Below are 18,429 nucleotides of genomic sequence, written 5' to 3' on the forward strand. Positions count from 1 at the left end.
GAGGAAAATTGACAATTACTGGTGAACGAGGATTGTCAAGGGTGGCCGGCCTGTGATTCGTCACCGGATCCGTCGGAGGGCTTCAAGCGGGCCCGCCACAGTTCCGGAAAGAACCGGTACCCGACGAGCTTGGCGAGCATCGTCGCCTCGGTGCCGCCGGGATCGTGGCCCCCGACGCGCAGGGCCACCCGGTAGTGCCGCGTCCGCCACAGCGACACCCTCTCGTCCCACTCGACGAGCGCCTCGGCGAGCCGCTGGACGGGGTCGGCGGGATCCGGCCGACCCAGTGCGGCCGGATCGATGCCCTGGGCTTCCAGGTGCTCGGCGAACGCCCGGCCGAGCTGCCGGCTCGTGGCCTGGACCTGCCGCCAGCCCGGTGACTCGGCCCCGGATCCCTTACCCAGCGCCGGCTGCATGGCCTGGAAGTCGGCCGGGGACAGGTGCCGGAACATCTCCAGATGGTCGGTGACCAGCCGGATCCCCAACGTCGCCCGGGTCACCAGCGACTCGGTCACCGCCAACTCGCCGGCGCGCAGCCGGGTGACCGCCTCGGTCAACTCGGCGGCGGCGAGCTTCAGCCACAACTCAGTTGACTGGTGCACCACCTGAAAGAGCAACTCGTCGCGGTGAATCATCTCCGCCGGACGCCGTTGCAGGTCGAGCAGCGTGTCCAGTCGCATGTAGCGCGCGTAGTCCGTAGCGCCGTCGCCAGGCAACACAGGTGAGTGGTCGTGCTTCACGGAATTGGTTCCCTTCGGTCAGCGTCGCTGCATCGGAAACCGATGGTGCGACCACACTGCAGCGCACATTATGCAACTACAAACGACAATGTGCTATACCTCCGTACCGACCGATCTGAGGGGGGAAATCCGGCGCTTTCCGCCGCTGGGAACGGTCAGGCCGGGCAGAGCGGGATTCGGCCGACCGTGGACGCGGCAGTCGGCGACGGCCTGTACTGGGTGTTCTCCTTAGCGGTCGGCCGCACCGCGTTCACCGCGAGCATCCCGGCTACCGGAGCGCCACTCCGCCGGCCCGCCTGCCCCAAGGAGCCATTCGTGAACACCTCACGCACCGACTCCCGCCTCCGGCGGAGATATCGGCTACGCCTCCTCGCCGCCGCCACGGCGATCGTGACCCTGATGAGTGGGCCCACCGCCGCGACGGCGCGGCCCGACGAGCCGGCACGTCCTGCTTCGGCGGGAGCGGAGCGGCCCAGGACGGCCTGCGGGCAGTCTCGCTGCCGACCTACCGGGTCACCCTGATCACCTGCGACGAGGTCACTCTGCCCCGGGTGGCGGCCGGTACACCGTCACCGCTTCCCGACGGCACAGGCCGACGGATCCACCCGACCATCGACGTCACGGTCAGCACCGGACCGGGCGGCACCGTGGGGTGTGCTGGCCTGGGAGCGCGGAGTGGTCGTCGGGCTGGCGTGGCCGTAGGGGGTTGGCGGGGGCCAGCAGCATCATTCGGGCATCGTGCCGGAGGGTTGACGTCGGGCTCCACCTGATATTCCGATCGGGTAGGGCATCTTGCTGTTGCTCACGGGTGCTTGCCGATTCTGAAGGGGAGGAGGTGTGCGCTGCTTCACGAGGGGGCCGGGGGAGCATGGCCTTGGGTAGCTATCCGCTCGGCGGGGCAACGCCTTCCGATCGCCAGTCGGTGAATAGCCCGGCGACCCTACTGGCGCGCAGCGGCCCAGTTCACCTCCACGTTCCGGTTGTCGCGGATGGTAGGCGGTGGAGGATCCCGCCGGACAACCGCGTGCTCAGAGGGTTTGTAGTCGTTGCGTGATGGACAGGGCGGCGCGGTCCAGGGCGTGGTCGGCTTCGTCGAGTTGGCCGATGAAGGACTGGAAGACGTGTGGGACGCCGGCGGTGATGTCGAGGATGACGTCGACCTCGGCGTCGCGGGCGCGTTTCGCCAGCCGGACGGAGTCGTCGAGCAGCAGTTCGTTCGTGCCGACCTGCAGCAGGATCGGCGGGAACCCGGTCAGGTCGGCGAGCGCGGGGGGAGTGGTGAGTTCTTGGTTCGGGTCTTGGCCGTCGAGGTAGAACTCCGCCGTGTGGGCCATGCTCTGTCGGGTGAAGAACGGGTCGCTGCCCTCTCTGGTGTCCATCGACTCACCCGTGCGGGTGTGGTCCAGACCGGGCGAGACGACCAGCGCGCCCGTCAGGGGCAGTCTGGCGTTTCGGGCGGCGAGGGTGGTGATCACCGTGAGGCCGCCGTCGGCGGAATCGCCCGCGAACGCGATGGACTCGGGGCCGACGCCGCTGATTGGGGTCGTCGTCATCGCGCTGTAGGTGCGGTGGTAGCGGCCGAGAGGCGTCCCGGTCCTTCAGCCGCCAGTCCGGTCGGTGAGGCGGCGCAGCGCTGTTCCTGGCTGGGGGAAGGCGAGCCGCAGGGTGTGTGCGGTGAGTCGGATGCCCCACCAGGTGAGGGCGGCGAGGTAGCCGACGATGAGGGCGCCGGTGGTGTCGACGGTGAAGACGAGGGCGTAGCCGATGGCGAGGCCGGGTGCGGTGATGGCGCGGATCGTGCGGCTGAGGCTGATGGTGAGGGCGGTGGCTATGCCGAGGAGGGCTGCGCCGATGCTGCCGGCAATGCCGGCGATGGTGTTCGTGGAGATGGGTGTGGTGAGGGTGAGTGCGGCGCGCATGAGGTAGATGCCGGCGGTGGCGGTGATCGCGTGGGTGATGGCGGGGCGGGTCATGGCGAGCCAGGTGGGTAGTGCGTCGGCGGGGATGCGGGGTGCGGTGGCGGCGATGAGGGCGGCGCAGGCTGCGAGGGGGAGGGCGGCGCCGAGGGTCCATGTGAGGTAGGGGGTGTAGTCGTATTCGACGGCGGTGCCGGTGGCCAGGCCGTAGAGCGCGGCGGTGATGGTGCCGCCGACGGCGGTGGAGAGGTATCCGCGTCGGATGAGGCTGCCGGTGGTGGGTTCGGGTGTTGATGCGGTGGTCGTGCCGGCGAGCCAGGTGGTGGGTGCCAGGTGCGCCACGGCGAATGCGGTGAGCATGACGAGTGCGCCGGCGGCGCCGAGTTGCGGTAGTGAGGTGCGCACGCCGACGACCCAGGTGCTGTAGGTGGAGATGTAAGCGGTGAGCACGGCTTGCAGGAGCAGGACCAGGGAACAGGCGCTGAGGAGCAGGGCGCCGGTGAGGTCGCTGATGCGTAGGCGGACGCGGGGCAGCTGTGCGGCGGCTGCGGGGCCCGATTGGTGGGCGGTGGTGAGGGTGAGCGCCCCGTCGGCGAGGGCGTGGGGGTGGTCGATGAGCGTAGGGTTTTTGCCGGCAGCTTCGGTGAGCGCTTCGGCCAGCGCGGGTACGCCGGGGGCTGGTCTGAGGACGACGCCGGTGAGGTGTGTGGTGTCGACGTCGGCCGCGTCGAGGAGCCCGTCGACTGCGTCGGGGATCTGGTCGAGGAGGGGCTGCGCGGCGGCCGTGATGTCGTGACGGGTGATGACGGCGGGTGGGCGGGGCGCTGGCAGCAGGATCGCTGCTTGGTCTTGGGACGTGAGCAGGCTTCTGGCGGCCCGAACGGATTCCAGGAGAACACGCCCGTCGCCTGCTTCGCCCCCGGCTGCGGTCATCGCCGCTCGGAGCGGGTCGGAGTCCGCGGTGGCCGTCTGGATGACGCGTTGGGCGATGAGGTGGTCGAGGCCCTGGTCGAGGCTGATCTGTCGTGTCGCGAGTTCGCGGTAGCCGTCGGTGGCGGTCTGCAGGACGGTGAGGGTCGCCGGTTCGCGGTCTGCCTGGCATACGAGCACGCAGGAGCCTGCCGGCACGGTGCCGCCGAGCATTGTGGCGTAGGCGGCGAGGGCGGCCGGTGCGGTGACCAGGGCCGGTGGTGGAAACCCGGCGCGGGTTGCTGCCTCGTTGACGTGTCCGCAGCGGCGTGGTCCCCAGCTCGATGGGACGGTGACGGTGAGCGCGGTGATCGGCCCGTTGACGTGGACGGCAGCGTGATGGGTGACGTGGCGCAGCACGGTGGCGAGCAGATTCACCGGGTCGGGTTGCGCCACGTCGACACTGGTGGGCCGGCCGAGGAGGTCCGTCGGGTTGTCGACGAACCGGTGGTCGGCCGGCAGCGACATCGCGGCCGTGGTGTCGAGGCCGAGGTAGATCTCCCCTGCGGGGCCGATCGCGGCGCCGGGCGGCATGACGAGGCGGCCGTCGATGAGGATGGGGATCTTCAGGCCGTGGCGGCTGACAGTGGCCGCGATGGCCGACGAGCTGAGGTCGACCGACAACACAGTGCCCCCGTTTGGCATGAGGGGCAGTCTCGCCGGTGAGGGCAACCGGGTGTCAACCATGATCCGCAGAACGTGACTCGTTGTACGCGGATGGTGAGAATCCTTCTCGGTGGGATAGCCAGAGACACTCACCCTCGTGTATCCGAAAAGATCGACGATCAACCGCCGGGGGGACAGGTGCCGCAGACGCGCCGGGGCAGAGACGACAAACTCGCCGATTACGGTGCACGAGCCACCGTCCGTATCCCCTCAGACCCGCCGCAACGCGCGAGACCCTCCCTCGGCGGCGCTGTTCGCGGCGCCATCGGCGCCGGCCTTTTCCTGGTCGCCGTTCCTGTGCTGCTGTGGACCGCGGGTGGGAACCCGCTGCGCCGGCTACCGGCCTGGTCGCAGATACCCGACTGGTTCGCGCGCTCCAGTGGACGGTTCACCCCGGACTTCCTCATCGGCGCGGCCCTCTGGGCGATGTGGCTGCTGTGGGGCGTGTTCACACTGCTCCTGCTCGCCGAGATCCTCGCGGCGGTGACCCGGTGGCGTATCCCCCTACTCAGGCTGCCAACCCCGTTGCACCGGCTCGTGTTCGGTCTGGCCGGAACCGCCGCGCTCGCCGTCACCCCCGCCGGCTCCCTCGACGCGGCGCCACACTCAGATCGGCCGTCCACGCCCGTCGCTTCGACCGAGCGCGCCGATGTTCCCCGGCAAGCCGCAGCCCGTGGGCCCGCCATCATCCACGTCGCCGACCAGCGCTACCTCTACACCGTCGAGCGACACGACACCTTGTCCAAGGTCGCGAAGGAATGGCTCGGCGACGCCGGTCGGTGGCCGGAGGTCTGCCGCCTGAACAAACACCGCCACTTCCCAACCGGCGGTGTCCTGCGCGACTGCGACCTCGTCTACCCCGGCTGGGAGCTTCGCCTCCCTGCCGACGCCCGCCCACCACAAGCCGCCACACCAGCAACGCCCCCCACCCCTCGGTCGCGCCGGCCTGTTACACCACCCGTCTCGCCGAGCGCCGCACCGAACCCGCCCGATCCCGCGGTTCCGCCACCCGCGCCCCCGCCATCGGCCGGCACTCCCACCACCACGCGCTCGGCGGCCCCAAGCGGGTCCGTTTTGTCGCCAGCGCCGTCGTCGGGGGTCTCCAACCCCGCCACGTCGCCGCCCGCCACGAACAGCCCCACGGCGGCCTCAGACGACCAGGGTGTGGATCTGTCGGATTCGGGTTGGCTGCCCTGGTCACTCGCCGCCGCCATCAGCGCCGCCGCCGCGATGCTCTGGCTCCAACGCCGCCGTCGATACACCGCCGAGCCGGACGATGATCCGCCCACCGAACTGCCCCCGGCCGTGGTCCAGGTCCGCCGCGCTGTGGCCGCCCATGATCGCGAGCCGTCGGATGCGAGCAGCGACGGCGGCCCGCCCCTCGCTCTCGCACCCGACCTCGGGGTACTGCCGGGCGGCGGAACCGGAATCGTCGGAGACGGCGCACACGCTGCCGCCCGCGCCGCCCTCGTCGCCGTGCTGGCCTCCGGCGGCCCGCACCACCCCGACGCCCGCAGCCAGGTCGTCATCGACACCGCCACCCTGACCACGCTGCTCGGCCCGGACGCAGTGACCCTCAACCCATGGCCGCGCCTGCACGTGACCGACAGCATCAACGACGCGCTCACCGTCATCGAGTCCCAGCTGCTGCACCGCAGCCGCATCCTCGATGAGCACGCCCTGACCGACCTGGACGAGCTGCGACGGACAGCGCCCGACGAGGAAGCCCTACCGCCCGTCAGGCTCATCACCGAGACCCCACCCGCCAATGCCCGCATGCGCGCCAAGGTCGCCCTCGCCCTGGGCGAAGGTCTGCACGTGTCCGCGCTGCTCCTCGGCGAATGGGCCCACGGCACCACAATCGAGATCGCCCCGGACGGACACACCACGCTCCTCTCCGCGCAGCCCGCCGACCCGGCGCCGCCGCGCCTTCCCGTGCTCGAACCGGCCGCAGCCCTCCAGATCCTGACCACGCTCCGCGAGGCACAGACCGGAGAACCGCCCGCCAGCACCTCAACAGCCCTACCGGTCACGATCGTGCCCCTACACACGAGCCGCACCGAAACCACGGCCCCTGCCACGGACCCGGCTACCCCGACCGCCGTCAAACCCACCGCCGACGCCCTGCCGGGACGGGCGCGCCTGCGCGTACTCGGCGCACCGCGCATCGAAGGCATCACCACAGAAGGCCGACCGCTGCGAGCCAAAGCCCTGGAACTCGCGGTCTACCTCGCCGTGCACCCCGACGGAGCCAGCACCCGCGACATCGGCGAATACCTCGAACCCGACGCCCGCATCAGCCAAGCCGACCAACGCGTCCACACCAACGCCTCGAACCTACGACACGTCCTCGGCCGCGCCGGAACCGCCGCGACGAAGAACGCCTACGTCATCAAATCCGCAGGACGGTACCTCCTCGACCCCGCGACCGTGGACATCGACGTGTGGACCCTGCGCGACCTGATGCGCACCGCCACCATCGCCACCGGACCGCGTCGCCGCGAACTCCTCACCGCCGCCTGCGACCTCTACACCGCACCCCTCGCCGACGGCCAGGACTACGAATGGCTGCAACCCCACCGCGAAACAGTCCGCCGCTGGGGCACTGAAGCCCACCTCCTGCTCGCCGACGACCTACTCCACAGCAACCCGCAGGCCGCATCCGACCTACTCGCCAAAGCCATCGGACTCGACCGCTACAACGAAGCCCTCTACGTCAAGGCGATGCACGCCCGACACGCCCTCGGCGACGCCGACGGCATCCGAACCCTGCTACGCGCCCTGACCAAAGCCCTCGCCGACCTCGACGCCGAACCGCACGACGACACCATCGCACTCGCCACCCAGCTGCGAAATAGCCCGGACGAGAACTGACCCTCTCCCGCCAGACCGCCCCGCGCACGTTTCAACGCCGTCTGCCCGATCCGCTCGCTGCACCTCGTACGGCCTGCGCATCGGCACGTTCCCGTAAATCGTCGAAACCGCCACCGCGTTGGCCGACGCCCTCCTGCTGCCGGACCGGACCAGCTCGATCTGGGCACCTCCGCGTGGTGACCAGCGGACGTGTTCGTCCACGTTGGCCAGGGTCATGCGACGGCCACCGCGATCGACCTCCGCAGCACCGGTCGTCGCAGCCGAAGACTTCCTGCCGCTCAGATCGTTTCTGGTTGCCGGCGCTGCGCACGTCCCAGCACCTCGGAGAAGCGGCAACTGAACGCATGTGGCCCCTCAATGACAGGAGACAGCGTCCGCCCGTAGCCGATGTCCGTGCTTGAGTGCTGGCGAAGGTCATGCCAACACGCACCTGCATGTCCCGGCAACTGTTGCTGACGTTCCCACCTGGTCCAACCGAACCGGCACCCTTTCAGAATAGTTCGGCTACTGGCAGCTTCCCGGCTGGATAATCCATCGCCCCATGAGCGCCGGAATGCTACGAAGGTTCGTGCCTGACATGACCAGTTCCCTTGATGCCACGTCCCTGGAAACTCCGCGGCTGCTGTTGCGCCGCTGGCAAAGCAACGATCTGGACGGCTTCGCCGCGGTAAACGCACAGCCCGAGGTGATGCGCTACATCCATGACGGTCGCACCCTGGACCGGGCCGCGACCGCGGAGCGCCTGGCCACCTATCAGCGGCACTGGGATGAGCACGGCTTCGGCCTGTACGCGGTGGAGATCAAGGAGACCGGCGAGCTGGCCGGTTTCACCGGGCTGGCGGTGCCGACCTTCCTGCCTGAGATCATGCCGGCCGTGGAGATCGGTTGGCGGCTCGGCCGCGCGCACTGGGGCCGGGGCCTGGCCACCGAGGCGGCCCAGTCCGTGGTCTCCCACGCTCGTGCCGAGCTCGGACTGCGGAGGCTGGTCAGCATCCACGTGGTCGGCAACGAGGCGTCGGCGCGAGTGATGGTCAAGCTGGGCATGATGCTGAAACGCGAGACCGTGCAGCCGGACACCGGCCGCCAGGTTCGGGTTTATGCGATGGATCTGTAAGCGGTCCACCCCGCAACCGTCCCGACAGCTCCCGTCCGGTATCCGGATTTGGCCGCTGAGCGGACGCGGTTACTGTGGCGGCTCCGGTGGGACTGGTCAACGCTCAAGATTGAACTCGTCTACCTCACGAGCTGGTGGACCCGCGACGAGGTCGAGGACGTGATCTTCGCCTGCATCGGCGGCTGGTACAACACCCGCCGCAGGCAACGCGAGCTGTGCTACCTCAGCTCCGACGAGTACGAGACCGTCAGCAGGCGACGGGAGACGGGGCGGCGAGGGAAACCGTCGTGTGATCTGATCCCTGCCGATGACGACACCGGATACCGACGCCACCGTTCCCGACACCGCTTCCGGTCGGCTGGCGAACTGCGGAGGACGTGGCGATGACGGTTGACTGGAGTCGGCTCGGGCACGCGTACGGCCGGGCGATTGACACCCCGGGGCACCTGGCCGCGCTGGAGTTCGGTGACGACGAGGCCCGGGGGGCCGCGCTGGACCACCTCGACATGGCGGTGCTGCATCAGGGTTTCCCGGAAACAGCTACCGCTCCGGCAGTTCGGGCCGTGACCGCGCTGCTCGCCGAGGGGCGAGCCCACCCGGACACCGTCGAATCGCTCTTGGAGTTCCTCGGCGACGCGGCTATGAGCGTGACCGACCTCTCTGACGACCGCCATTTCGCGGAGATACTGCCGGACCTCGCCGATGCTGTCGCGCAGGCGTACCCGGTGGTGCTTCCGCTACTCACGGCGTCCCCGCCGGACCGCGCACTGTTCCGCGCGGAGAATCTTGTGGCGATCGCTCGGATGCGGCCGTTGGCGGATTGGCGGGAGGAACTGACGGCGCTCATCCTGGAGTGGTCGGAACGAGGCGCCGGGCCGCAGGCGGAGTGGCTGCACTGCCTCGGCCAGCTCGACGTTGACCTCCGCGACCGGCTCATCGACCCGGACCCGGCGGTCCGGCTCCAGGCCGCGCTGTTCCACGAGGACGACCCGCGCGGTCGTGAGCTGATCCTGGCCGCTCTGGCTGAGCCACCACCTCCGGGAGTGCATCAGTTCGCGCTCGTCGCCGCGGCGCTCCGCGTCGCCGCTGACTTCGACGAGATCGCCACGGCTGCTTGCCAGGTGGCCAGTCGGGACAGTTGGGCCGGCTTCGACGACGGCTGGGGCGCGTTGGTGCGGTTCGCATTCCCCAAGCCATACGCGACGAGCCGGCCCCTTACTGAAACGCAGCGCGCGCTGGTTCGGGCTCTGGTGACCAACGACGAGCTCTGGGACCCGACGAACGGGAGTTGCGGGCTCGTCTTCAAGCAGGCCGGATTACCACACAGGCGGAATGCGTGCCGCCGGCTCGTTGGGTGAGCACCCCTCAAGATCAGACGTCCGGATCTGGCCGCGAGGTGTTCACGGGCAGGTCAGTCGAACCAGTTGAACAGCAGGTCACCAAGCCGGCCCGGACGGTGGTAGGCGACGTCCCGGCGTTCTTCGTCGGTTAGCAGCTGGAGGTAACGATCTTCGATCGGTTGCTCCAGCTCCTCCGCGGTGGCGACCCGCAACCCTGCTCGGCGATAGATTCCTTCGCCTGGGACGTCGGCGAACAGCAGGGTGATCAGATGTGGATCCCGCGGTTGGGCTGCGGCGACCAGGGCGGCCGCGGAGTTGAGAAGTACGTACAACGGCGTGCCGTCACTGAGTCGCACACCGGTCCGGTGGTAGTTTCGGCCGACGGTTGGTTTCTCGACCGAGGTGGTGACCGCGCCACCGGCTCCTCTGATGCTCTCGTACACCGAGGCCAGCCATGTGGCACACGCCGCCGAGTCAGGGTGCGGCGTGGTTACTCCGGCTCGTAGCAGATCGATGATGGGCACGCAGGGCATCATCCTGTATCGCAGCAGTGTTTCTACGGCGAAGCCCGGCAACGAGCGCTCCCGGCACTCCCTCCGCCTGACACCCGGCGATACCTGCCGGGTCGGTATCCCGGCGCGGATCATCCACGTCATCGACGTTGACGAGTACGACCCGCTGCAGGAGACGGGCTGGCTGCCCCACCCGAGCCTGAGCTTGCTCGTTCTGCGCGCAGGTGAGGCTCCGGACGCGGCATCGGAGTTGCAGGGCACGAGCATCGAGCCCGGCGGCGGTGTTCCGTTCACGCTCGAACTGTTCTTCCGCCCGTACGCCTTCCTAGAGGTCGGCGACGACGTCGTTGACGCCGACGGTGGACGCCTTTAGCGACCCCGACGTCGATGATCGCGGCGGCGATGTCGAGTTGCTCGGTGTCCCATCGGTCGGGGCCGGGCGGCTGCCCGGAAGGGCGTAGGGCGGGCGCGGCGGCGATGGCGCACCCGCCAGGGCCGCCGCCGGTGACGGAGGTCAGCAGCAGGCGATGACGACGACGACGGTGACGACGCCGATGATGATCTTTGTCATGGCGATGACCTCTCGGGATATCAAGAAAGGGCCGGTCTGCGTGCGGTGTGGGGCCGGTGGCCGCGACGTGCGCGGTAGTGAAGGGGGAGCAATCCGGTGTCGGTCTCGCGCAGGAGACCGGTGGTCAGGGTGCTGGCCGGGGACAGTGGGTGGCCCACGTCGAGGCAGGTGGCGTTGCGCCAGTCCCAGTGGCCGGGCTCCAGGCGTACCAGAGGGCCCGGCGAGCTCGAGGAACGCGGCGCCGTTGATCTGTGCGGCAAGCAAGGTCATGGGTTGGCTGGCGCGGGTTGCCAAGCAGTGGCAGTCGGGGTTGTTGTAGATCGAGCGCGGTTGGCCGTGGTGGATCGGGCAGCGGCAGCCGCAGGTGCGCTCGCGGGCGTTGCGGTAGGTGCGGTGTGCGCAGATGTCTCCTCTGGTCGTGAAGCACAAAAGGGTCGTGGGCCGCCCACGAGGGCGGCCCACCTTGAGCGGTCGGGTCAGTCGGGCAATGCGTCGAGGACGTTGGCGGCTTGGCGGAGCAGGTGGTCCATCTCGAGGCCGACGCTGTAGACATCGGCCCGGGTGTCGATCTCGGTGGCGCGGTCCCAGTCCCAGGTGCCGTTGGCCATGGCGGAGACCTGCCAGAGATCGCCGCCCTGGTCGAGGAACAGCGCCCGACCCCACTGGTTGGTCAGCACGGTGATCGGTTGCGTGGCGCAGGTGATGGTGCAGGCGCAGCCGGACTCGTTGTAGGTGGTGCGCGGCAGGCGGTGGTGAAGGATGCAGCGGCAGTCGCAGACCCTGTGCCACGGTGGCGTGTGCGTCACGGGTTCCTCCCCAGGGGGTGAATGGGTGTACGCCTCGGTCGCCGCCTGTGTAGGGCGGCTTCCGAGGCGTACGGAGTGGGGACGGGCGGTGTCAGGCCGTCATCGGGTCGGCGGCGGGATGGTGGACGTTCCGCCTGGTCCGAGGAACCGCTCGTCCTGGATCTGGCGGGTCTCCTCGACGGTGAGCACGTAGGCCGGCAGTTGCGGTACGTGCTCGCGCCAGGCGCGGTAGAGGCGGTGGGTCCCGTCGATGAGCAGCGGGCCAGGCGGCGCTTTGTTGACGCTGATCTGCGCCACGATCAGCGGCTGGGTCAGGTCGGTGGTCATGGCATAGGTCCGGTTGAGGGCGGTGTCGGTCGGGCCGATAAGGCTGGTTAACCACGGGTTGGGGTTGTCAAGATGCGTAAGGCCGTACGCGGCGGCCCACGCCGGCACGTCCAAGGGCCGGGTGGCGCGGGGCGACGCCGCGATCAGCGCTTGCGCGGCGTCGATCGAGAACACCCACGGCCCGAAGTGGAACCACTGAGGTAGGCGGGAGCCGGTCACTGATGGTCCTTCTTCGCGGTGAGGCGGGTGTAGATCGCGATGCAGCGCAGGATCAGCTCGTGTGACGGCAGGGTCAGCAGCCGTTGCCGCTTGTCGGCGCGGAGCTGGTCCCAGACGAGGACGGTGACCCTCGCTGACCACAGGTCGACGAGGACGCCGTCGATCTTGGCGTGCTGCCGGTTGGCGACGATGCGCCGCAGCGTGTCGATGAGCGTGGGGTCCCCGGGTGGGTGGTTGGCGTCGTCGGGACGGGCGGCTTCGGGGAGCAGGGTGTAGCAGTCCTCGCAGGTGGACTCGACGCGCGGCGGGTGCTCGGTCTCCCACCGCTGGACGTCAGCGGCGAGCAGGCCGCACACGGACTGTCGGAGGTCGCGGGGGTGGCGGATGTGGCGGATCATCGGCGTGCCGTCCGGTGTGTACCGCGCCGTGGGGTGCTCGGCGGTGCCATGGGTGTGTCCGTTTCTATGCGTGCCGGGGCAGCGGCCGGCGGACCGCTGCCCCGAGGGGCCGAGGTGCGGTCAGACCTTCAGCAGGTCGAAGGCGGTCACCTTCAGCTCGCCGACGTTGCCGGTGAGCACCCGGTTGGCGCGGGCGGTCTCGTTCTTGGCGGGCTGGTAGTGGTCGAGGTACTCGGTGATGGCCTGGTAGCCGGCCCACCGGCTGCCGGTGATCGCTTTCTGGGTGTCGGCCTCGCGGATCAGGTACTTGAGGGTGCCGAGGCGCTGCTTGGCGTTGTTGCGGGTTTGCTCGGACGCGTTGTCCTTGACCGGCCACACCCCGGCGACGACCTTCTCGAACTCGCGCATGGTCAGCTCGGTCTGGAGCATCCGCTCGGCGGCCTTCTCGAAGGTCTGCATGTACGTCCACATCAGGCCCAGCGCTTCACGGGCCTGGCTGATCTGGGAGTTGACGTTGGAGGTGTGCCGGAACGTGTAGTGCCCGGCCGAGTGGGCGAAGGCGGCGCGTTGGGTGTTGGCGCAGACGACTCGGATCGGGCTGGCGTCGACCCGCAGGGCGGCGGTGCCGTCGTGGGAGGTGGTGCCGATGAGGTAGAGGTCCAGGCGGTCCACCCCGGCGATCTCCATCGCCGTGGGCAGCTTCATCGTGACGAACACCGACTTGCCGCGGCGGAGGCTTCCGGCGGTTTCGAAGTGGGCGCCGCCGACCTGGTCGACGAGGCGGTCGAGCATCTCGGCGCACTGCTCGTTCTGAACCACGGTGTAGTCGGTGCCGACGATGCCCAGGTACTCGGTTGCGCCGGTGACGGGGTTGCGGCGCACGGTCATGCGCTTGTCGTCGGCGGGGATCTGCACCTCGACGCCGTTGACGATGTCGATGCCGACGGTGCGGATGGTCCGTACGCCCCAGTCGCCGAGCCGGGCGGCGGCCATGATCTCCTCGGCCTTCATCGTGTGCTGGGTGACGGTGCCCAGCTGATGCCAGGCCGACAGGCGGGCGCTGGCGAAGGCGGTCGTTCCGTCGGCGAATGTCTCAAGTTCGTGCGGCACAGGGGTTCTCCTCTTCGATATGCCGCGGGGGCCGAGCGCGTACGCGCTCGCCCCCCGCGATGGGTTGGGGGTGGTGCGGGTCAGGACTGCTCGGCGTCGTTGTCGTCCTGCCGAGGGTGGTTCGCGCTGGTGCTCGGGGTGGGGTTCTGGTCGGGCTGGGGCGAGTAGGTGAAGGTCAGCGGTGTGTCGGAGGCCAGGAGGATCCGGCCGGCGGCGGCGGCCTTGGTGCAGTTGTTGCGCACCGCCCCGGAGCTGACCGCGCGGCCGAGTTGTGCACTGATGGCGGTGGCGATGTCCTGCGGGCTCATCGCCCGGCCCGGGTTCGCGGCCAGGACGTCGAGGGTCAGCTTCTCCAACTCGCCCCGGCCGAACGGCTGGCTGCCGTCGGCGTTGGCGGTCCCGTCGCTGCGGCGGCCCACGCTCGCGGTGATGCCCGTCGCGCGCGGCGGCGTGCGACGGGGCAGGGTGACGACGTGGGTCTCGCCGTCCGGCGCGACGACGTGCAGCGTGCCGTCCGGCCGGATCAGGGGCAGCACCGCGGCCGTGGCGCTCGGCGCGGTCGCCAGGCCGCGGATGACCTGGTAGCACAGTGGGCAGCGGGGTGGCTGCGGGTTCGGGTCGACCTCGCTGGCCTTGGTCGGGCCGGCGATCCACCGCTGCGGCAGGCCGGGCAGCCGGCGGGCGGCGTCGGCCTGCTCCATCGCGGTCAGCAGCCGCGAGGCGGTCGGGTGACTGATACCGCTCTCGCCGACAATCAGGTCCAGCGTGGCGCCGATGTCCCCGTAGTCGGCAAGGACACCCTTGATGGCCATGACCTTGCGGTCCCCAGGGCGAGCGGGTTGCACGGCCGCGACCGTCGGTGCCTGCTCGTCCTTTCCACGGTCGGCGTTGTCCGCAGTGGTGCCGTCGGACTCGGTCGCGTCGTCGCTGTCGACCTGGCTGCCCGATTGGTCGGCCGTCTCGGTGTCCGGCGTGTCGACGGCGTCGTCACTGCCGTCGTCCGGTCGGTCGTTCTCGGCGGAGGCGCCGTCGACCGCATCGGTGGGCTGGTGGCCTGCCTCCATCTGCGGCTGGTCGGCCGCGTTGTCAGGCTCCGGTTCGCCGATGTCGGCCGCGTCGGCCGGGTCGGCGGGCAAGAGGGCATCGGCGTCGCTCGGCGTGGCGAGGGTCCACCGCGCGGGTTTGCCCTCGGCCGGGTCGGCGTCGGGGTCCACCGCGACGATGACACCGGCGTCGGCCAGGGTCTTGATCGCCTTGTCGGTGGTCGAGCGGGCCTTGCCGGACTTGTCGGCCAACTCGTGGACGTCGCCCTGACCGAGGTCGGTCAGGGCGTCGAGGACGGCCTGCGTGGCAGGCGTCAGCGACAGGTGTTCCATCAGGATTTTCCTTTCGTGGGAACTGGTGAGGGGTGCCGGGCACGGTGGTGTGCCGGGGCGGGTGGTGCGCCGGGGGTCGCGGGCAACGGCCAGTGCGGCAGGCGCATGACGTCGCGCGCTGCCGAGGGGCGCCGCTCAGGCGTGGCCCGGTGGGTCGTGGCGGTGAGTGGTGCCGCGGCGCCGGTCAGTGACCGGGGACGGCCTCGTCGGCCTGGAGGATGTAGAGGCGGTCCTCGGTCGGATCGCGGTAGACGCCGGCGTCGGCGTGGGACAGATACAGCGGGTTGACGCTGCCGGGCGGGCGGATCCGGGCGTCGGATGTGCCGACCTTGATGGGGCTGGCGTGTCCGGCGAGGTTCTGTCGGCGGCAGGAGTCGGTGTGCGGCAGGACGACCAGGACCGTGTCACCGGGGCTGACGTAGCGCCGCCGCACCGACCGGCCCGGGTTCGCCTGCGCGTACGCGGCCCGTGCCGCGTCGCCGATGAGGGTGTCGATCCAGTTGCGGGCGTACCGGTACTCCCGGGCCAGCTCTGTGATGGTCTCTACCGGGCCGGCGACCGTGCTGGTGGAACCGTTCAGGTCGCCTTCGTTGATCAGGAGGGTGCGCAGCCGGTCGACTGCGCGCAGCAGTTCGGTGCGCAGGTGGCGCAGGTTGGCGGCGGCTTCGGGCAGGTGCGCGGCGGCGGGGACGGGGTCGGTGGCGTGTTGGTCGAGGGTGCGCTCGGTCGTCGCGGTGATCCAGCGGCTGATCGTGTCGAGGTGCGCCATGAGGTCCCCGGCTTCAACTGGCGAGGTGGGCGAGTTCGGTGGGGTCGAGTTGGTTCGGGGTGCGGTTGCGCCAGGTGTCGGAGTGGCGCAGGTGCCACCAGCGCAGCAACGACCGGCAGGCCGAGGCGAGGTCACCGCAGGCGGGTAGCGGATACACCGTGGTGAGCGGGGCCTGATGCGGCCGGGCGATGTAGGCGGTGGGCGTCCACCCGTGCTCGGTTTCGGTGACCTCGCCGACGACGCGATCCGGGTAGGGGATGTCGAACGCGCCGGCGGCCTCGACGTCGGGTACGACCAGCCAGGTGTGCGGGTCGCTGCGCCGTAGAGTCGCGACGCCGCGCGACGGGTCGCAGCGCCGCAGGAGCAGGTACCGCTCGTCGCCGTCGGCGATCGGTCGGTGGTGGCGCCAGGCGTGGTAGCAGGTGACGAGCGCGGCCCCGAGGACGGTGTGCCGTTCGCGGGCGACCAGTGCGTCGGTGAGGGTCTGGTGGTAGCTGGCGATGTGCAGGTCGGCGCGGGCGGCCAGCCCTTGCCGGGCGGTTTCGGTGAGCACACCCGCCCGGGCGAGGGCCTGGTCGAGGCTGGTGGTGCTGTCGGTGAAGTCGCGGGCGGTCTGGTGCAGGATGCGGGCGAGGTCGCCGAGTGGTTCGGGGGTGGCGGTGTCGTGGCGCCACAGGTGTTCGGGCAGGACGTCGTTGGTGTCGGCGGCGATGCGCCGCAGCGCGGGATCGGTCAGGAACACGAGAGGTCTCCTTTGCAGACGGTCGGGATGTGGGCATGGCGAGGACCGGTCGCAGCGGGGCTGCGACCGGTCCTCGGTGCGTTCGGGCGGTAGGGCAGTTAGGCGATGGCGACGGCGCACAGTCGTGCGCTGGAGCGCAGGCTGCGTAGGTAGGCGCAGGCTTCGTTGAGGAAGCGGAACCGGTCGGCGACGGAGTCGCTGGTCGGGATGAGGAGCCGGCCGTCGGTGGTGATCAGTGCGTTGCCGATCAGGGCGATGCGCCAGTGCAGTCCGACGTAGGTGGCTTCACCGGCCTGGTAGACGGACAGTTCGTACGGGTCGAGATGGTGGGCGAGCATCGCCAGGACGCGTGGCTGCTGCTCGAAGCGTCGGCGGGCCTCGGCCAGGCGGAGCTTGGTCGGGTCGGCGTCGTGCTGGGCGAGGTAGTCCTCCCACGGATGGGCTGGACGGGTTGTCGCGGCGATGTGGGTGTTCCAGGTACGCCAGCGCAGGGCGGCGTGGTGGGCGGCCTTCGCGGCGGTGCCGGTGAGGTCGAGGCGGCCCTTGCGGCCTCCGGCGGCCATGGTGACTGCGCCGAAGCGGCGGGCGGCGTCGAGGAGGTAGTAGCCGAGGAAGCGGGTCAGCCAGCCGATGAGGCGGCGGTGGCGGACGTGGTAGCGGCGGGCCGGGGTGCCGTCGGCGTGCAGCAGGTCGTTGACCTTCTCCGAGGCGGCGAACCAGTCGGCGTCTTCGCCGGGGGCGAAGCAGACGGTGACGACGACCTGGTCGAACAGCGGCGTGGGCATGGCAGGGTGCTCCCTTCGGGCAGGGGTGGGCGTGGAGGGTGTGCGGCGTGGTGTCACCGGGTCGCGGCGGCGTCTGTGCCGGGAAGCTGCCGTGCGAGGGCGCGGGGCGTGGATCACGAGCCGACCGTCAGGTGGGCTGTGGGTGATCCCGCTGGCGCGGGCAGGTCCAGGGGGAAGACGGGGCGGCGGTGCGAGCAAAGAGAGAAGAGGTTGCACCGTAGCGTCGTGACCTGACAGCACCCGCTCTGTCAGGATTGCCGGCTATGCCGCTGAGCTGCGCTGACAGGATCTGCCGCGAGCGTGTCAGGGTCTGTCAGAGCACGAAGCCGCTCTCGTCGTAGTTCGGGTTGTCCGCCACGGGCTGCCCGTGGTCGCTGGGCAGTTCGGTGAGCCGGACTCGGCCGGTGGCGCCGTCACGAAGCCAGACCGCTTCGGCGGGGTTCGTGGCGTGGTTGGCGGTTGCGAGGGGAACGCTGTCGCGGCGGCTGCGCAGGAGCCGGTGTAGGTGTTCCTCCCGGTGTTCGCTGCCGAGCCAGAACAGCACCGGGTAGCGGGGGCCGCCGCGGCGGATCAGCTGCTCGTACCGGTCGAGTTTGGCCACCACCCGGCCGAGGGGTTCGGTGCCGGTGTCGGCCTCCAGGAAGAACCCCACCGTGGTGTCCGCGACGCTCCACAGGCCGTGCCCGTCGGCGGTGATGGTGCGGAACTGCCTGGTGGTCATCGTTTCGGACCACCACCGGTCCAGCCGCGCCTGCGGGTGTTGGCGGGCGTGCACGGTGAGGCGGACGAAGAATTCGTTGGCCATGAGCAGGTGGGTCAGGTTCGGGTTGGCCGAGAGCCGGTCGACGGCCTGGCGGCTGGTGCGCACGGTGGGTTCGGGCCGGCGGTGGGCGGCGGCCTGGAAGCGGTGCCCCTGGTGGCCGAGGGTCCAGTGCCACGGATGGCTACCACCCCCGGCGCGGGCGAACCGGAACCGGTCCAGCAGGCCCAGCGCGGCCAGCTCACCGAGGCGGATCTGACAGGTCCGTCGGGCCAGGAACAGCATGCGGTGGATCTGATCGGTGGTGAGGACCTGGTGGTCGTCGAGCAGCTGGAGAAGCCGACGGTCACGGTTGGTGATGTGGGGATAGATGGCAAGGAGGCTGGCCGATTGCGATTGCGGCATGGATATACCCCTGGAGAGAGAGTCCCGTAG

Annotated in this window: 18 protein-coding genes; 5 read left to right on the top strand and 13 right to left on the bottom strand. The window is 69.9% G+C overall.

Annotated elements, in window-relative coordinates; translation table 11 throughout:
• Window positions 1–35 precede the first annotated feature (35 nt).
• From ACLQ23_RS26580 to ACLQ23_RS26590, 3 genes are all read right to left on the bottom strand, one after another.
• The gene (locus ACLQ23_RS26580; protein WP_425881267.1) at window positions 36–740 is read right to left on the bottom strand and encodes a tryptophan 2,3-dioxygenase family protein; all 705 of its coding nucleotides are present in this window, start codon (window positions 738–740) and stop codon (window positions 36–38) included.
• 1,028 nt (window positions 741–1,768) lie between these two features.
• The gene (locus tag ACLQ23_RS26585) at window positions 1,769–2,293 is read right to left on the bottom strand and encodes an alpha/beta hydrolase fold domain-containing protein (RefSeq protein WP_425881268.1); all 525 of its coding nucleotides are present in this window, start codon (window positions 2,291–2,293) and stop codon (window positions 1,769–1,771) included.
• A 45-nt stretch (window positions 2,294–2,338) separates the two neighbouring features.
• Entirely contained in the window at window positions 2,339–4,270 is a 1,932-nt protein-coding gene (locus ACLQ23_RS26590) for a hypothetical protein (RefSeq protein WP_425881269.1), read from the bottom strand.
• A gap of 318 nt (window positions 4,271–4,588) precedes the next feature.
• Here ACLQ23_RS26590 and ACLQ23_RS26595 point away from each other — a divergent pair, with 318 nt between their 5' ends.
• The 4 genes from ACLQ23_RS26595 (at window position 4,589) to ACLQ23_RS26610 (ending at window position 9,637) form a co-directional block, all read left to right on the top strand.
• The gene (locus ACLQ23_RS26595; RefSeq protein WP_425881270.1) at window positions 4,589–7,165 is read left to right on the top strand and encodes a BTAD domain-containing putative transcriptional regulator; all 2,577 of its coding nucleotides are present in this window, start codon (window positions 4,589–4,591) and stop codon (window positions 7,163–7,165) included.
• 577 nt (window positions 7,166–7,742) lie between these two features.
• On the top strand, window positions 7,743–8,279 hold the full coding sequence (locus ACLQ23_RS26600) for a GNAT family N-acetyltransferase (protein WP_306273980.1): 537 nt from the start codon (window positions 7,743–7,745) through the stop codon (window positions 8,277–8,279).
• Window positions 8,280–8,327: 48 nt separating this feature from the next.
• Entirely contained in the window at window positions 8,328–8,666 is a 339-nt protein-coding gene (locus ACLQ23_RS26605) for an IS3 family transposase (protein WP_425881271.1), read from the top strand.
• Entirely contained in the window at window positions 8,663–9,637 is a 975-nt protein-coding gene (locus tag ACLQ23_RS26610) for a hypothetical protein (RefSeq protein WP_425881272.1), read from the top strand. The genes ACLQ23_RS26605 and ACLQ23_RS26610 overlap by 4 nt, the downstream gene beginning before the upstream one ends.
• Before the next feature lie 53 nt (window positions 9,638–9,690).
• On the opposite strand, the gene ACLQ23_RS26615 is transcribed toward ACLQ23_RS26610, so the two are convergent.
• The gene (locus ACLQ23_RS26615) at window positions 9,691–10,143 is read right to left on the bottom strand and encodes a hypothetical protein (protein WP_425881273.1); all 453 of its coding nucleotides are present in this window, start codon (window positions 10,141–10,143) and stop codon (window positions 9,691–9,693) included.
• On the opposite strand from ACLQ23_RS26615, the gene ACLQ23_RS26620 reads away from it, so the two are divergent.
• Window positions 10,136–10,504 (top strand): hypothetical protein, encoded by a 369-nt coding sequence (locus tag ACLQ23_RS26620; protein WP_425881274.1) that lies wholly within the window; start codon window positions 10,136–10,138, stop codon window positions 10,502–10,504. The two genes, ACLQ23_RS26615 and ACLQ23_RS26620, sit on opposite strands and share 8 nt — an antisense overlap.
• Before the next feature lie 674 nt (window positions 10,505–11,178).
• Here the strand turns inward: ACLQ23_RS26620 and ACLQ23_RS26625 are convergent.
• From ACLQ23_RS26625 to ACLQ23_RS26665, 9 genes are all read right to left on the bottom strand, one after another.
• Window positions 11,179–11,508: a hypothetical protein gene (locus ACLQ23_RS26625; protein WP_425881275.1), complete on the bottom strand. Its 330-nt coding sequence runs from the start codon at window positions 11,506–11,508 to the stop codon at window positions 11,179–11,181.
• A 99-nt stretch (window positions 11,509–11,607) separates the two neighbouring features.
• Window positions 11,608–12,054: a hypothetical protein gene (locus ACLQ23_RS26630; RefSeq protein WP_425881276.1), complete on the bottom strand. Its 447-nt coding sequence runs from the start codon at window positions 12,052–12,054 to the stop codon at window positions 11,608–11,610.
• A complete protein-coding gene (locus ACLQ23_RS26635) occupies window positions 12,051–12,452 on the bottom strand; it encodes a hypothetical protein (protein WP_425881277.1) in 402 nt (133 codons plus the stop codon). Before ACLQ23_RS26635 ends, ACLQ23_RS26630 begins: the two co-directional genes overlap by 4 nt.
• 120 nt (window positions 12,453–12,572) lie before the next feature.
• On the bottom strand, window positions 12,573–13,562 hold the full coding sequence (locus ACLQ23_RS26640) for a DUF932 domain-containing protein (RefSeq protein WP_167944643.1): 990 nt from the start codon (window positions 13,560–13,562) through the stop codon (window positions 12,573–12,575).
• Window positions 13,563–13,642: 80 nt separating this feature from the next.
• Entirely contained in the window at window positions 13,643–14,938 is a 1,296-nt protein-coding gene (locus tag ACLQ23_RS26645; protein WP_425881278.1) for a MarR family transcriptional regulator, read from the bottom strand.
• A gap of 184 nt (window positions 14,939–15,122) precedes the next feature.
• Window positions 15,123–15,707: a hypothetical protein gene (locus ACLQ23_RS26650; protein WP_425881279.1), complete on the bottom strand. Its 585-nt coding sequence runs from the start codon at window positions 15,705–15,707 to the stop codon at window positions 15,123–15,125.
• A 13-nt stretch (window positions 15,708–15,720) separates the two neighbouring features.
• On the bottom strand, window positions 15,721–16,449 hold the full coding sequence (locus ACLQ23_RS26655) for a hypothetical protein (protein WP_425881280.1): 729 nt from the start codon (window positions 16,447–16,449) through the stop codon (window positions 15,721–15,723).
• Window positions 16,450–16,547: 98 nt separating this feature from the next.
• Complete coding sequence (locus ACLQ23_RS26660) at window positions 16,548–17,234, bottom strand: hypothetical protein (protein WP_425881281.1); 687 nt, start codon at window positions 17,232–17,234, stop codon at window positions 16,548–16,550.
• Between the two features lie 313 nt (window positions 17,235–17,547).
• Window positions 17,548–18,399: a replication-relaxation family protein gene (locus ACLQ23_RS26665; RefSeq protein WP_425881282.1), complete on the bottom strand. Its 852-nt coding sequence runs from the start codon at window positions 18,397–18,399 to the stop codon at window positions 17,548–17,550.
• Window positions 18,400–18,429: the final 30 nt, after the last annotated feature.

The organism is Micromonospora sp. DT41 (assembly GCF_049841715.1).
Taxonomy (GTDB): Bacteria; Actinomycetota; Actinomycetes; order Mycobacteriales; family Micromonosporaceae; genus Micromonospora; species Micromonospora profundi.